Here is a 13,301-nt window from a genome sequence, read left to right as displayed (position 1 = left end):
GATCGCCAGTTGCGATACCCGGCCGTTATGGCGAGTAACAATCTTTCGGTATTCGGGCGCAGACCCCCTGGTCGATTGATACATTTCGCCAAACAACACTGTGGCTTAGAGGATCTTCACGCTATGTTCGACTGGGATAACCCGCGCGGCACCGCGAGCGTCCACGTCTTGATCCGGCTCGCCGAAGAGCGGGGGATGACCGCCGCGGAATGCCTGGCGGGCACCACGATCGGGTACGGCACGGCAATTGACCCAGACGCCACGATCTCCGCGCGTCAACAGGTTCGAGTGATCCGCAATCTGCTCGCCCGCTGCGGCGCGGAATCCGGGCTCGGGGTGGAAGCCGCTGAGCGCCAGCGGATGTCGCTCGACGGGCCGTGGGGTCTGGCGCTGCTGTCCAGCCGGACCCCACGGGAACTACTCGATGTGGCGCTGCGGCACCTGGATCCGGGGTTCGCCTTCGGGCGGCTGGTCGGCACCGAACGCGACGGCGAAACCCGATTCCTGGTGGACGGCAACGAATTACCCGGCGAGGTGCGGGCGTTTCTCACCGAACGGGTGCTCGCCGGAATCCACGGTATCGGGCGAGATTTGTTCGCCGTCTCGACGCCGGTGCGCCGGGTCAGCTTCCGGCATGCGGCACCGGCCGACACCGCGCGCTATCGCACCGTTTTCGGTGTCGAACCGGTCTTCGGCGCGGTCGCCGACGCGGTCGTCTTCGACGCCGCCGTGCTCGATGCCGCGCTACCGCGGGCCACGGAGCGCGCCCGCGGTGTCTGCCACCGGCTCTGTCGCGAACTGCTCGCGAGTCACCGGGCCCGCAGTGGGGTCGGCGGCGCCGTTCGCGACCTGCTGATACGCAACCCGGGGGAGATTCCCGACCAATCAGCCGTCGCCACCGCCCTTTTCATGAGCGCTCGGACCTTGTCGCGCCGCCTCAGTGAGGAAGGGACGTCCTTTCGGGCCCTGCTCGACGAGGTCCGTCAGGTTCTCGCGGAGGAGCTGCTCACCCACACCGATCTGACGACCGAGCAGATCGCCGCTCGGCTCGGCTACGCCGAAGCCGCTTCCTTCATTCGTGCTTTCCGGCGCTGGAACCAGTGCCCGCCTCAGGAGTACCGGGCTCGGGCGATGGGACATCGGATCCCGGTCCTGGTCTGACGCAAACCCATGTCGCCAGGGGCCCGCTTGCGCGCCGAGCGTAGTTCATCCCAGTCTGTAGATATGCGCATTCAAATATGTAGGAGGCCACCAGTAGCACGCGAGTACAAACCCTGATTTCAAGAAGGCTGTGGAGGGGCCGCGCGCGTCAGGCGGCGACGTAGCGGAGCAGTATCACGTTGCTGAAGTGTTTGGTTTCGGCCAGGCGGAGCGGGATGTTGTGGCTGAGCGGCGGGAACAGGGGAGTGCCGCCGCCGAGGAGGATCGGCGAGAGGAAGAGGTGGTATTCGTCGATGAGGTTGTGCGGGATGACCGAGGACGCGAGGTTCGCGCCACCGATTTCCATGGTGCCGTCGCCGCCGGACTTGAGTTCGCGGATCGCCTCGACCGCGTTCTCGCTGACCAGAGTGCTGTTCCACCGCACCTCGGAGAGGGTGCGGGAGAAGACGACCTTGGGTTTCTTCGTCCAGAGCTCGCCGAATTCGCGTTCGACGGGCGTCGCGTCGGGGGCGACGTTGGGCCACGCCTCGGCCATCAGCTCGTACATGCGGCGGCCGTGCAGGGCGATCTCGATATCGCGGTAGCGGTCGTTGTGGAACTGGTGCAATTCGTCATCGGGCACCGTCCAGTCGATGCCGCCGTTTCGGTCGTTGATATAGCCGTCCAGCGATACGCCATAGGTGTAGATCAGATTCCTCATAACGAGTAGACCTCCCGCGCGCTCGAAACTCATCGGTACCGACCAGGAATCTCGACGACATCCGCAACCCGGTGCCACGCGCCGCCCGAGCGCGACAAAACCTGTGGTGGGGGGTGGCGACCGTGGTTACCCTCGCCCGATGACGACATGCTGGCTGGAGATCGACTGGAGCCGAAAACTACCTGGGGCAAGCGAAATCGCCCGCTCGCGGGACCTGCTGCGTTACGAGCGGATCGCACTGAGCGGCCCGGGCATCGAAGCGACGCTCACCGAGCTCCGGCGGCTGTTCGCCGAGGAGTTCATCGTCATGGCGTCGTTCCGCGCGTGCGACGACGATTGGGTGGCACGGTGGTTCGCCGCGCGCAACCGCCTGGACGAGTATGGTTTCTTCCCGCATTTCCTTGGTTCGCCGACCGTGCGCTCGGTGATGTCGGTGCCCCGGCAGCTGCCCGACGATCTCGGGATAGCCTGGCCGCCCGGTGGCGCCTTCACCTTCGACGGTGACATCGCCGCGCTGCTCTGGGCGGGCGGTTGCTACCACAAGTTCGAGGGTCGGCCGATCGACGCCAAACGCCTCGGCGCCGCCTTCGCCGCCGACCTGATCGGCGACCGCTACGACGAATTCCTGCTCTATCGCACCCGCGTAGCCTGGTCGGACTTCTTCTACGGTTTCGGCGACAACACCTGGATCCTGGTCGACAAGGCCACCGCCCAGATCACTCTGCTGTGCCAGACCGATACCGACTAGGCCGTGCCCGCACGTAGAGCTGCTGTTCGGCGACGGCCACGACGGACCCGTCGCTCGCGATGATCTCGGTGGAGTGCGTCGTGAGTGACTTGCCGCCGTCGGCGGTCGCGTCTCGAATCGCGGCGGTTTCGGCCGTGGTGAGCCGCATGGTGGCGGTGACGCTGCCGCGACCGGCGTTGCGGAACTGGATGCTCGCCGAGGTGTTCCAGACGACATACCCCGACCCGAGCTGTCGCAGGGCCAGTAGCCCGAAGAACGGATCGGTCATGGCCGACAGTGTTCCGCCGAAGGCCGCGCCGTTGTGATTGCCGTTCCACCAGCTGACCCGGTGGCGGACCCGGACGGCAGTCCAGTCGGGCGCGACGTGTTCGACGCGCACACCGGCGAAAAGGAACGGCGGGTACAGGCTCATCCCGATTCGGAAGGTGTTCGGCGTGAGCACCTTTCGGATCAATGCGCTTCGCTTGGACAACATGCTCCCTCCCCGCCCGGCCGGTGGCCTGACCTGGTTCGACGCTACCGGGAGTGGGTGACCGAATCGACTCGGGGGTCAGGGTTCTCGGTCGAGCAGGGCCAAGAGGTCGTATTCGATTTCGGCGATGCGGCGTCCATCGGCGGCGGCGTCGAGCGAGTGGTCCGTGCCGAACCGGAAATCGATGGTGCGGCTGAGGAAGACGCCCGCGGTGCGAAGGGAGGTGAGGACCTCGGCGAAGTGGATGGCGGGTTCGTCGATCGGGGGTCCGCCGGCGGCCTGGTAGGCGGAAAGGAAGTCGTGGCGGGTGCCGAGGCCGCCGCATTCTCGATCGTCGGCGCCACCGCGCCGGATTCGGAGGCAGGCGTTCGCCAGATCGAGGGCGGGGTCGCCGAGATGGGCGTGGTCCCAGTGCAGGACCGCACGCAGGCCGTCGGGACCGACAGCGAAGTTTCCGATGCGAAAGTCGCCGTGTACCAAGCGTATCGGGCGCGCGCCGAGTTGCGGCAGTCGATCACGGCACCAACGCAGCCCGGCTTCCAGGGCGGGGCGCGGTGCACCGCCGATATCGAGCAGATCGCGGACCAGATCGAGTTGAGCGGTCGGTGAGCGGTGCGGCAGAAACCGAAGATCGGCGGCGGTGCCGGAATGTATGCGCGCCAACGTCGCTCCGAGTTGCCGCACCAGATGCGGACGCACCGTGTCGAATCGGGGGTCGTGAACGAGTGCCGCGGGCCGAGCTTCGCCCTCGACCCGTTCCGCTATGTAGTAGTCGTCGATGTTCCGGTCGCAGGCGGACGACGCAGCTGCCTCGCGGGATGAGTCGGTGTGCCGTGCTGTACCGCGCTGCTCGCCTGAGGGTGCGGCCTGCGCCGGGTCGCCGTCGATGCCGGGCCCGTCGGCGGCAGTGCTGGGTATGCTGTCGGATCCTGGCCTGGTGGTGGCAGTGCTGGGTTCATTGTCGGATCCGGGCTTGATCGCGGTGGTTCTGCGATCGCTATCGGATCCGGGCGCCCGCTGATCACAGTCGAGTTCGGCCTCGGCCGGGGAACCGGATGCGGCTACCGGCCGGGGGACCGGGATACCCCTCGCGTGCAGGTAGCGCAGCAGAGCGTATTCGCCTGTGGCAGTGAGCGCGTCAGCGCGCCCGACGAGCATGTCGGGGGTACGGGCGCGGTTGCGGCGCAGGGCGAGTGGGTGGCGGTTGCCGGTGGTGTCGAGGGTGTCGAAGGTCCAGGTCTCGCGGGAGGTGTCGTCGGCGCAACGGAGGTCGAGGATCGTCGGCGGACCCGGGAGCGCGCGTCGGAGAAGTTCGAGGACGAGTTCGCCTGGGGCGGCCGATATTTCAGGCATTGCCCCGCGCGTATCCGGGGTTGGTGATGCGCAGGCGTTCGGCGGCGGAGGCGCGAAGGTAGGCGAGGGTGCGCTCCCAGTCGGGGATGGGGGCGGGGTCGCGGAGGCGTCGTACCAATGCTGCTTCGAGGTCGGCGTAGGACCTGTCGCTGTCGAGAAGGCGTTGTGCCCGTGATGTTTTCGGCTCGCTGTAGGAGCGGTCGCTGTCGAGCAGGCGACGCAGCCGGTACTGGTCTGCGCGTCGGATTCCGGCGCCCATGTCGAATTCGCGCGCGGCGATCCGCAGCAGGTCGGCGGCGGTTGCGGTGCGCTCGGCAACCGCATCGTCCGGCGCAGCGACGGTTGTGTACCGCGCGGGGAGTGTCCCGGCCTGCGTAGGGGCCGACTCGTCCGGCTCGATGGCTGTCCGGTCCGGCGTGGAGACCGCCCCACCCGGCACGGTGACCGCACGATTCGACAGGTGGTCCGCGAGGGCGTGCAGTGCCGCGACCCGACCGATCGGCAGTCCGCGCGCTCGTCGCAGGATTGCGGCTACTGCCCAGGATTCCCATCGGCGCACACTCGGTGGCCCGGTGCGAACCTGCTCGGCGAGATGCGCGGCGACCACGTCGACGAGCTCGTCGGCGGTGGGCAGATCCTGCGGCATGCGCCCTCCTGTTCGGCTGGGGACCGCGGCGCTGCCTACGGTAGAGGTGCGGCGGCAGGATGGGGTGCGAATCGCGGACCCGGTGGGAAAGTTCGCGTACCGAGTCGTGCAGGCGCCGAGCCGTATTGCGGTCGCCGCCGATTCCGTGAACGGCGCGCCGAACCATAAATAGACAATAGTGTTCGTAAACCGCTATGGTCGTGTCATGACCAAGTTCGACGGCAAGAGCTGCCTGATCACCGGTGCGGCGAGCGGCCTGGGGCGAAGCACCGCGCACGCGGTGGCGGCCAAGGGGGCGTCGCTGGTACTCACCGATATCGATGACGCGGGGTTGCGGCGTACCGCCGCCGAACTGCGTTCGGCCGGAGCCACCGTGCATCTGGCCGAGGCCGCCGATGTCAGTGATCACGCGGCCGTCGTGGAGCTGGCGGGCAAGGTGCACGCGGAGCTGCCGAGCGTCGATGTCGTGATGAACGTGGCAGGCATCGCGACCTGGGGCACCGTCGAACGGCTCACCCACGAGCAGTGGCGGCGAACGATCGACATCGATCTGATGGGGCCGATCCATGTGATCGAGGAGTTCCTGCCGCCGATGATCGCGGCGGGGCGCGGCGGGCACCTGGTGAATGTCTCCTCGGCCGCCGGTCTGTTCGGCCTGCCCTGGCACGCGCCCTACAGCGCGGGCAAGTTCGGCCTGCGTGGCGTTTCGGAGGTGCTGCGGTTCGATCTGCGCCGTCACCGGATCGGTGTCAGCCTGGTGTGCCCGGGCGCTATCGCCACACCCATGGTGGAGAGTGTGGACATCGCCGGTGTCGATCGCGACGCGGCGGCGGTGCAGAAGGCGATCGGGTTGTTCGTCCGGCACGCGGTGACACCGGACGCCGCGGCGAAGGCCGTCGTGCGCGGAGTGGAGCGCAACCGCTATCTGGTGTTCACCTCGCCGGATGTCCGCGTCGGCTATTACGCGCAGCGCTACCTGCCGCTGACCTACAACTTGGCGATGCGCGGCATGAACTGGGGAATGCAGCGAGTTCTGGAGCAGGAGGGTGTGCTGCGCGCACGGTAGCGTCGCGTCGTGTGGGAGCGCCGGATCCGTGGCCCCGCAGTCGTTCTGGGGTCTGCGCAGTCCCGTTGTCCCGGCTCGCCGAGTGCCCGTGAGCAGTGGCGAGGCGCCCGCCGGTTAATAGGCGGCGCGGTGCTGGCGGCTGCCGTACTATCGCGATCGGAGACACCGGCCGGGCGATGAAGGGGGGACGGTGTGAGACCTCGCCTACCAGCGGCGGTGCGCGGCGCGGGAGTGTGGTTGCGGCGCTTCGCCGCCACGACACCGGGGGTGATCGGCGTCGTCGTACTGGTTGTCGGCACGCTGTGCGTGCTCGCCGGTTTCACCAGCGCGAATCAGCTGAGCGGCAAGATAACCCGGCACGAGACGGTGCTGGACCGCACCGAGCCGCTGGCTTACGCCGCGCAGAATCTCTACGTCTCGCTGTCTGCGGCCGATGCCGCGGCCGCCGAGGCCTTCCTCTCCGGCGGTATCGAGGCCGCCGACGTGCGGGTGCGCTATCAGACAGCGCTGGCCGACGCGGCCGGCGCGCTCGCCGAGGCCACCGCCGGAGCCAACGATGCGCAAACCCGCCTGATCGTGGCCCGGATCAGCGCCGAACTCCCCGCCTACACCGGCCTGGTCGAGGCGGCCCGCGCGAACAACCGGCAGGGTTTCCCGGTCGGTTCGGCGTATCTGCGCGAAGCCTCGGCGCTCATGCAGGATTCGCTGTTGAAGAACGCCCAGCAGCTCAGTACCGATCGTTTCGCGGCCGTGAACGCCGAGCAGGGCCGGATCGGCGCACTGCCGTGGTCCACCATCGGCTTGCTGCTGCTGGTGCTGATCGCCTGCGGCGCGGGATCGTTTGTCCTGCTGCGACGGACCAACCGCCGCTTCAATCTCGGTGTGGGCGCGGCCGCGGCCGCGGCCGCGCTGGCCCTGATCTGGGCGGTGGTCGCCACCACGGTGGCCGGCTCCTCGCTCGACGGTGGCCGCAACGGCGCCGCCGACCGGTTCGAATCCCTGGCCGAGGCGCGAATTCTGGCGCAGCAGGCCCGCACCGCCGAGACACTCCAGCTGATCACCCGGGGTGACATCACCGAGGACGAGCAGGTGTTCACCCAGCACACCACCGCGCTGAAGGATCGGCTCACCGCCGTGACGGGCGCGGATTCGGCTGCCTTGCAACGCTTTCAGAGCTGGACCACCGGGCATCGCAAACAGGTCGAGGCCTATCAGGCGGCCCGCTTCACCGAGGCGGTGGACCAGGCCATCGGCCGCGGTACCGAAACCTCGGCCACCAGGTTCGCGAGCCTGGACGAATCCTTGCGCACCGAGCTGGGCGCGGTCCGCGCGGAGTTGCGCGGCGGTGTCGACTCCGCCGGTGACGCGCTGTCGTTCAGTCCCTCGGCCACCCTGCTGCTCATGCTGTTCGCCGCCGCGGCGACGGTGGTCGGGCTGTGGCCGCGCCTGAAGGAGTTCCTGTGAGAATTCGTGCGCTGGCGCCGCTGCTGGGTGTGGCGCTGCTGCTGGCCGGATGCGGCGCCGATGCCGCGATACCGGAGATGACGACGGTCGCGCTGGTGAATCCGACACCGCCGGAACTGACTCCGATCACGACCCCGCCGCAGGCCGAAGGTGAGTGCGATGCCGAGACCAGCCTGCGCCCGGGCCCGCTGCCACCACCAGGCGTGATGCCGGCCGGAACGCCGATGGCCGCGATCGTGGCCAACGGCCGGGTCCGGATCGGCGTCGACCAGAACACCTACCTGTTCGGGTTCCGCAATCCGACCACCGGCGAACTCGAGGGCTTCGACATCGATATCGCCCGCGAGATCGCCTACAGCCTGTTCGGGGATCGGGCCAAGGTGGAGTTGCGGTCGGTGACGGCCGCCGAACGGGCCACGGCGCTGCGCGACGGCCAGGTCGACCTGATTGCGCGCACCTATTCCGCCACCTGTCAGCGCCGTCGCGATGTCGACTTCTCCGGCGTGTACTACCGTGCGGCACAACGTATCGCGGCCCCCGCAAAATCCGGCATCCGCAGCAGTGTCGATCTGGCCGGGAAACGAGTCTGCGTGGCCACCGGCACCACCGCGGCGGGCCCGCTGTTCACCCTGCCCGTCCGCATGACGGTGCTCGGTGTGACCAACTGGACCGACTGCCTGGCCGCGATCCAGCAGGGTCATGTGGACGCGATCAGCGCCGACGAGCCGATCCTGCACGGCCTGGTCGCCCAGGACCGGCATCTGACGGTGCTGGCCGAATCGATCGGCAGCGGCGCCTACGCGATCGGCGTCGCCAAGGACAAACCGGAACTGGTGCGCTTCGTCAACGGCGTGATCGAGCGCATTCGCGTCGACGGCAGCTGGGAGCGGATCTACGCCGCGCATCTGTCGCAGCTCGGCCCCTCGCAGGGGCCACCGGCCACCCGCTACAGCGAGTGAGGCGGGTCGCCATGCTACCGCTCTCCGTCGCCGAGATCGATCGCGAACTCGCCGATCGCGCACAGCAATTCGAGGCGATCACCGCCACGCTGCTGGAGCTGGACAACCATGCCGGGCTGAATCTGGTGCGCCACTTCCCGCCCACCGGCCTGACGGCGCAGCGCTGGGAACCGGTGCGCCAGGCGCTGGATCTGATGTGGGAGGATCACGGCCGGATGAAAGCGATCCTCGATCAGGCGCGAACGCTGCGCGGTACCCGCTCCCGGATCGACGATCGATCCCGGGTCGAGCTGACCCAGCTGCTGCGCGGTCGTCCGTACGAGGCCGGGCGCACGCCGATCCCGATGGCGCAGCGTTCGCTCACCGGCCCGAGCGAACATGTGCTGTTCGTGGGCCTGGCCGATACGTTGGCGCGTATGCGCGACACCTTCCCGCGGATCGCCGAATTCCTCGACGCGGTCGACGCGGTCAATACGCGGGTGGTCGCCGGGCTGGGCCCGTTGCAGGCGCAGGTCGAGCCGGTGCTGGGCGTGACGCCCGAATTCCGTGCCATCGCCGCCGATATCGACGCTTTGTTGCGCAGCGCGGGCACCGATCCGCTGGCGCTGACCGCGGACGAGATCGCCGCGCGGGTCGCCGAGATCGGCGCGGCGGTACGCCGCCAATCCACCGTGCTCGCGGAGGTGAACGCGATCAAGGCGGATTGGCCCGCCGCCGTGGCCGAGACGCGAACGCGCTGGGAGCAGTTACGCGCCGCCCGCGACCGCGCCGCGACGGCCAAAGCCGACGCCGAACGCCGCATCCGCACCGCGCCGCTGCCCACCCGGGCGGACCCGACCGAGCAGTTCGAGCTCGAATTGTCCACGTTGGCCGCCGATTCAGGCTCGGCCGCGGCGCTGCTCGGCCTGCGCGAGCGCATCGACCGGGCGACGAAGGCCGCGCTGTCGGACGAGGCCCTCGCCCAGGGGCTGCTCGACCGGCGCGCCGAATTGCGCGGGCGTCTGGGCGGCTACCAGGCCAAGGCCGCGCGCCTGGGCATCGGCGAGGATCGAGATGTGCTGGCGGCCTATCAGATCGCGGCCGGATTGCTCACGCGCACACCGTGCGACCTGGCCGCGGTCACCCGCGCCGTCGCCGACTATCAGCAGTTGATCGGGGAGAAGAAGGCCGGGAGAACGCGATGACATGCACCGAACCCGGCTGTGGCGGCAGCATCGAGGACGGGTACTGCGACCGCTGCGGCAGTGCCCCCGCCCCCGCCCCCGCGCCACCGGCTGCGCCGCCGTCGCCCGAGGGCGGGCACTGCGCCGAACCCGATTGCGCCGGAACGATTTCCGACGGCTACTGCGATGTGTGCGGTGCGGCGCCGAGTCAGCCGGTCACCTCGGCCACCATGGCCACGACCGAGGCCTCGACCGGCACCGGCCGCTCCTCGCGCTCGATCCGCACCGGCCGCTCGTCGACGAGCCAGAGCAAGCGCGGCGGGCTGGGCGGCGGCCTGGTGGAGATGCCGCGCCAGCCCAAGGTGAACCCGCTCGGGGCCATCCTGAGCGCGCCGCAGGTCGCCGAGGACAAGCGGTACTGTGGCAGCTGCGGCAAAGCGGTGGGCCGCAGCCGCGACGGCCGCCCGGGGCGCACCGAGGGGTTCTGCCCGCATTGCGGCGCCAAGTTCTCCTTCACCCCCAAGCTCGTCGCCGGGGACCGCGTCGGCGGCCAGTACGAGGTGAAAGGCTGTCTGGCGCACGGCGGTTTCGGCTGGATCTATCTGGCCGTCGACCACAACGTCGGCAACCGCTGGGTGGTGCTCAAGGGCCTGCTGAACTCCGGTGACGAAGACGCCATGAAGGCGGCCCTCGCGGAGAAGCGGTTCCTGGCCGAGGTCGAGCACCCCAGCATCGTCAAGATCTTCAACTTCGTCGAGCACATCGGCGACGACGGTGTCGCGGTCGGCTACATCGTGATGGAGTATGTCGGCGGCACCTCGCTCAAGCAGATCCTGCGCCGCCATCGCGACGCCGAGGGTGGGCATCTGCCGCCGCCACAGGCCATCGCCTACCTGCTGGGCATGCTGCCGGCGCTGGGATATCTGCACGCCAACGGCCTGGCCTACTGTGATTTCAAGCCCGACAACGTGATCCAGTCCGAGGATCATCTCAAGCTGATCGACCTGGGCGCCGTCATCGCGATGGACGACGAGTCCAGCCCGATCTACGGCACACCCGGCTATCAGGCGCCCGAGATCGCCGAGACCGGTCCGACGGTGGCCACCGAGATCTACACCCTCGGGCGCACCCTGGCCGTGCTCATGCTGCGGCTGGGTCTGCGCGACGGCGTGCTGGGCCCGCTGCCCGATCCCGCCGAGGAACCGCTGCTGGCGACCTACGACTCGCTGCACCGATTCCTGTTGCGCGCCACCGACACCGACCCTGAGGCGCGTTTCCCCTCCACCGAGGAGATGGCCGATCAGCTGACCGGTGTGCTGCGCGAGGTGCTGGCCACCGACGACGGCGTGCCCCGCCCTGGCATGTCGGCGTTCTTCGGTCCATCGCGCGGCGTGTTCGGCATCGGCGCGGACGCCGCCTTCGGTGCATCGGATATCGTTGCGGCACTACCGGTTCCGCTGGTGGACCCGAGCGACAGTGGCGCCCCGCTGCTGGCCACCACCGGCGGCACCGCGCCCGCGGAACTCGAACCCGCTTTCGCGGCCGGGCTGGCCGCGGTGGTGACCACGGGCGAGAAATCGGTGGAGATCCCGCTGCGGCTGGTGCGCGCCGCCCTCGATATCGGCGACCACGCGGACGCGTTCCGGCGCATCGACGCGCTCGCCACCACGCTGCCCGGCGACTGGCGGCTGGCCTGGTATCGCGCCCAGGCTCGCCTGTTGGCCGGTGATCTCGGCGCCGCCTACACCGATTTCGACGCCGTCTACGCCGCGCTGCCCGGCGAGCCCGCTCCGAAGCTGGCCCTGGCCGCGGTCGCCGAACTCGCCGTGCACGCGGCGGCGGCCCGCCCCGATGCCAACGGTGCGGCGGGCGGGGATCCGCGGTCGGTGGGTGTGCCCGCCGACCGGTTCCAAGCCGCCCGCTACTACGAACTGGTGTGGCGCACCGACCACGCGTTTGTCAGCGCGGCGTTCGGCCTGGCCCGGCTGCGCCGGCACACGGGCGATCGAGCCGGCGCGGTCGCCGTGCTGGATCAGGTCGAAACCTCCTCCTCGCTCTACACCGAGGCGCGCATCGCGGCCGTCGCCACCGTGCTGGCCGATCGCGCCCCCGGCGAGCTGAGCGAGGAGGTCCTGCGCGAAGCGGGTGAGCGGGTGCAAGCGCTGGCCATCGACTCGACCCGCCGCCGTGCCCAGGTGCGCATGCAGGTGCTCGAGGCCGCGCTCGGCTGGCTGAACGCGGGCAAGGTCCCGGCCCGGCACACCCAGCTGCTGGGCGCGCCGCTGGACCAGATCGGCGTGCGAACCGGACTGGAACGCTGCTTCCGCGACCTCGCGCACGAAACACCGGATATGTGGACGCGTTTCGAGATGGTCGAACAGGCCAATCGTGTCCGGCCGAGAACCACGCTATGAGCGCCGAGCCGCCGCCCGACGCGGTACCCGCCCTGCCCACCCCGAACCCACCTGTGAGCGCCGACTTGAATCCGACCGCGAGTGTCCTGCCGACCGAACCACCGTCCGTGCCCGACGGGCGTCGTGGCACCGCCTGTCCGAACTGTCAGGCCCCCGTGGGTGCCAAGGACCGTTACTGCGAGGAATGCGGGCAGGAGATCGGCGCGCGCCGGGCGGCGCTGCCCCGGCCGGTAGGCGAGGCCGGCGGGCAGGCCGGACCGTCGGCGTGCGACAGCTGCGACGGCCGCGATCACGACCCGGACGGCTACTGTCGCGGCTGCGGCCAATTGCGTTCCCAGCCGGATCGTTTCGAGGCCGACCTGGGTGCGGTGTATCTGGCCACCGATCGCGGGCTCAGCCACTCCCGCAACGAGGACGCGGTGGCCGCCGCCGTCGTCGACGGGCCCGGTGGCCTGCCGAACACTACGGTGATCGTGGTGAGCGACGGCGTCTCCTCCTCGGAGGATCCGCAGGCCGCCTCCGGCGCGGCCGTACGCGCCGGGGTCGACGGCTGCCTGAGCGCGCTCGCCGACGGCGAATCGCCGAAAGACGCCGTCTACGCCGGATTGCTGGCCGCCACCGCGGCGGTGCGGGCGATCGCCAAACCCGACGGGCATTCCCCGTCGTGCACCTACGTCTCTGCGATCGTGCGTGGCTACGGCACCGGTTCGTTCGAGATCGCGCACGCCAATATCGGTGACAGCCGGGCCTATTGGCTGCGCACCGAGTCCTCGGGCGCGACCGGCCGGCCGTCGCAGAAGCTCACCAAGGACGATTCCTATGCCCAGACACTCGTCGACTTCGGTACCGACGAGGAGACGGCCATGCAGCATTCGCGCGCGCACCACCTGATGCGCTGGCTGGGCGCGGACTCCGGCGCCGACCCGAGCGCCGACAGCTGCGTGGGTGAGTTCACCACCACCGGCCCGGGTGTGCTGCTGCTGTGCAGCGACGGGCTGTGGAACTACCGGGCCGGGGCGGCGGAGCTGGCCGCCATCGCCACCGGCGCCGACCGTATGCCCGCCGCCCGCGAACTCGTCGAATTCGCCTTGCGCAGCGGCGGCCGCGACAACATCACCGTCGCACTGGCACCCATCACCTGATCCGACGTGCAGG

At 69.3% G+C, this 13,301-nt stretch carries 12 protein-coding genes; 8 read left to right on the top strand and 4 right to left on the bottom strand.

From position 1 onward, the window contains the following. Positions 1 to 123 precede the first annotated feature (123 nt). The gene (locus tag ACFVMC_RS30095) at positions 124 to 1,161 is read left to right on the top strand and encodes an AraC family transcriptional regulator (protein WP_379215868.1); all 1,038 of its coding nucleotides are present in this window, start codon (positions 124 to 126) and stop codon (positions 1,159 to 1,161) included. A 148-nt stretch (positions 1,162 to 1,309) separates the two neighbouring features. Here the strand turns inward: ACFVMC_RS30095 and ACFVMC_RS30090 are convergent, their stop codons facing one another. Beyond that, positions 1,310 to 1,861, bottom strand: a complete 552-nt coding sequence (locus ACFVMC_RS30090) for a dihydrofolate reductase family protein (RefSeq protein WP_379215866.1) — start codon at positions 1,859 to 1,861, stop codon at positions 1,310 to 1,312. Positions 1,862 to 2,000: 139 nt separating this feature from the next. Here ACFVMC_RS30090 and ACFVMC_RS30085 point away from each other — a divergent pair, with 139 nt between their 5' ends. Continuing rightward, the gene (locus tag ACFVMC_RS30085) at positions 2,001 to 2,609 is read left to right on the top strand and encodes a hypothetical protein (RefSeq protein WP_379215864.1); all 609 of its coding nucleotides are present in this window, start codon (positions 2,001 to 2,003) and stop codon (positions 2,607 to 2,609) included. Here ACFVMC_RS30085 and ACFVMC_RS30080 read toward each other — a convergent pair. From ACFVMC_RS30080 to ACFVMC_RS30070, 3 genes are all read right to left on the bottom strand, one after another. After that, the gene (locus ACFVMC_RS30080) at positions 2,578 to 3,084 is read right to left on the bottom strand and encodes a DUF4442 domain-containing protein (protein WP_379215863.1); all 507 of its coding nucleotides are present in this window, start codon (positions 3,082 to 3,084) and stop codon (positions 2,578 to 2,580) included. The two genes, ACFVMC_RS30085 and ACFVMC_RS30080, sit on opposite strands and share 32 nt — an antisense overlap. Positions 3,085 to 3,159: 75 nt before the next feature. Then, positions 3,160 to 4,434, bottom strand: a complete 1,275-nt coding sequence (locus ACFVMC_RS30075; RefSeq protein WP_379215861.1) for a phosphotransferase family protein — start codon at positions 4,432 to 4,434, stop codon at positions 3,160 to 3,162. After that, positions 4,427 to 5,080 carry a DUF6285 domain-containing protein gene (locus tag ACFVMC_RS30070; RefSeq protein ID WP_379215859.1) on the bottom strand — a complete coding sequence of 218 codons (654 nt, stop codon included), beginning with the start codon at positions 5,078 to 5,080 and terminating at the stop codon, positions 4,427 to 4,429. The genes ACFVMC_RS30075 and ACFVMC_RS30070 overlap by 8 nt, the downstream gene beginning before the upstream one ends. 205 nt (positions 5,081 to 5,285) lie before the next feature. Here ACFVMC_RS30070 and ACFVMC_RS30065 point away from each other — a divergent pair, with 205 nt between their 5' ends. From ACFVMC_RS30065 to ACFVMC_RS30040, 6 genes are all read left to right on the top strand, one after another. Beyond that, on the top strand, positions 5,286 to 6,146 hold the full coding sequence (locus tag ACFVMC_RS30065; RefSeq protein WP_379215857.1) for an SDR family oxidoreductase: 861 nt from the start codon (positions 5,286 to 5,288) through the stop codon (positions 6,144 to 6,146). Between the two features lie 192 nt (positions 6,147 to 6,338). After that, a complete protein-coding gene (locus ACFVMC_RS30060; protein WP_379215855.1) occupies positions 6,339 to 7,610 on the top strand; it encodes a hypothetical protein in 1,272 nt (423 codons plus the stop codon). Then, complete coding sequence (locus ACFVMC_RS30055) at positions 7,607 to 8,569, top strand: glutamate ABC transporter substrate-binding protein (protein ID WP_379215853.1); 963 nt, start codon at positions 7,607 to 7,609, stop codon at positions 8,567 to 8,569. Before ACFVMC_RS30060 ends, ACFVMC_RS30055 begins: the two co-directional genes overlap by 4 nt. A gap of 11 nt (positions 8,570 to 8,580) precedes the next feature. Next, positions 8,581 to 9,753: a hypothetical protein gene (locus tag ACFVMC_RS30050; protein WP_379215852.1), complete on the top strand. Its 1,173-nt coding sequence runs from the start codon at positions 8,581 to 8,583 to the stop codon at positions 9,751 to 9,753. Beyond that, positions 9,750 to 12,146 carry a tetratricopeptide repeat protein gene (locus tag ACFVMC_RS30045; RefSeq protein WP_379215850.1) on the top strand — a complete coding sequence of 799 codons (2,397 nt, stop codon included), beginning with the start codon at positions 9,750 to 9,752 and terminating at the stop codon, positions 12,144 to 12,146. The genes ACFVMC_RS30050 and ACFVMC_RS30045 overlap by 4 nt, the downstream gene beginning before the upstream one ends. Further along, on the top strand, positions 12,143 to 13,288 hold the full coding sequence (locus ACFVMC_RS30040) for a protein phosphatase 2C domain-containing protein (RefSeq protein ID WP_379215849.1): 1,146 nt from the start codon (positions 12,143 to 12,145) through the stop codon (positions 13,286 to 13,288). The genes ACFVMC_RS30045 and ACFVMC_RS30040 overlap by 4 nt, the downstream gene beginning before the upstream one ends. The last annotated feature ends 13 nt before the right edge of the window (positions 13,289 to 13,301 follow it).

The organism is Nocardia sp. NPDC127579 (assembly GCF_042672005.1).
Lineage (GTDB): Bacteria > Actinomycetota > Actinomycetes > Mycobacteriales > Mycobacteriaceae > Nocardia.
This window is presented reverse-complemented; position numbering and strand designations above follow the sequence as displayed.

Bases quoted from the DNA above. Each gene is read 5' to 3' on its own strand.
- ACFVMC_RS30075 (WP_379215861.1), bottom strand. From the start codon at position 4,434: ATGCCTGAAATATCGGCCGCCCCAGGCGAACTCGTCCTCGAACTTCTC.
- ACFVMC_RS30095 (WP_379215868.1), top strand. From the start codon at position 124: ATGTTCGACTGGGATAACCCGCGCGGCACCGCGAGCGTCCACGTCTTG.
- ACFVMC_RS30090 (WP_379215866.1), bottom strand. From the start codon at position 1,861: ATGAGGAATCTGATCTACACCTATGGCGTATCGCTGGACGGCTATATC.
- ACFVMC_RS30045 (WP_379215850.1), top strand. From the start codon at position 9,750: ATGACATGCACCGAACCCGGCTGTGGCGGCAGCATCGAGGACGGGTAC.
- ACFVMC_RS30080 (WP_379215863.1), bottom strand. From the start codon at position 3,084: ATGTTGTCCAAGCGAAGCGCATTGATCCGAAAGGTGCTCACGCCGAAC.
- ACFVMC_RS30070 (WP_379215859.1), bottom strand. From the start codon at position 5,080: ATGCCGCAGGATCTGCCCACCGCCGACGAGCTCGTCGACGTGGTCGCC.
- ACFVMC_RS30065 (WP_379215857.1), top strand. From the start codon at position 5,286: ATGACCAAGTTCGACGGCAAGAGCTGCCTGATCACCGGTGCGGCGAGC.
- ACFVMC_RS30050 (WP_379215852.1), top strand. From the start codon at position 8,581: ATGCTACCGCTCTCCGTCGCCGAGATCGATCGCGAACTCGCCGATCGC.
- ACFVMC_RS30040 (WP_379215849.1), top strand. From the start codon at position 12,143: ATGAGCGCCGAGCCGCCGCCCGACGCGGTACCCGCCCTGCCCACCCCG.
- ACFVMC_RS30085 (WP_379215864.1), top strand. From the start codon at position 2,001: ATGACGACATGCTGGCTGGAGATCGACTGGAGCCGAAAACTACCTGGG.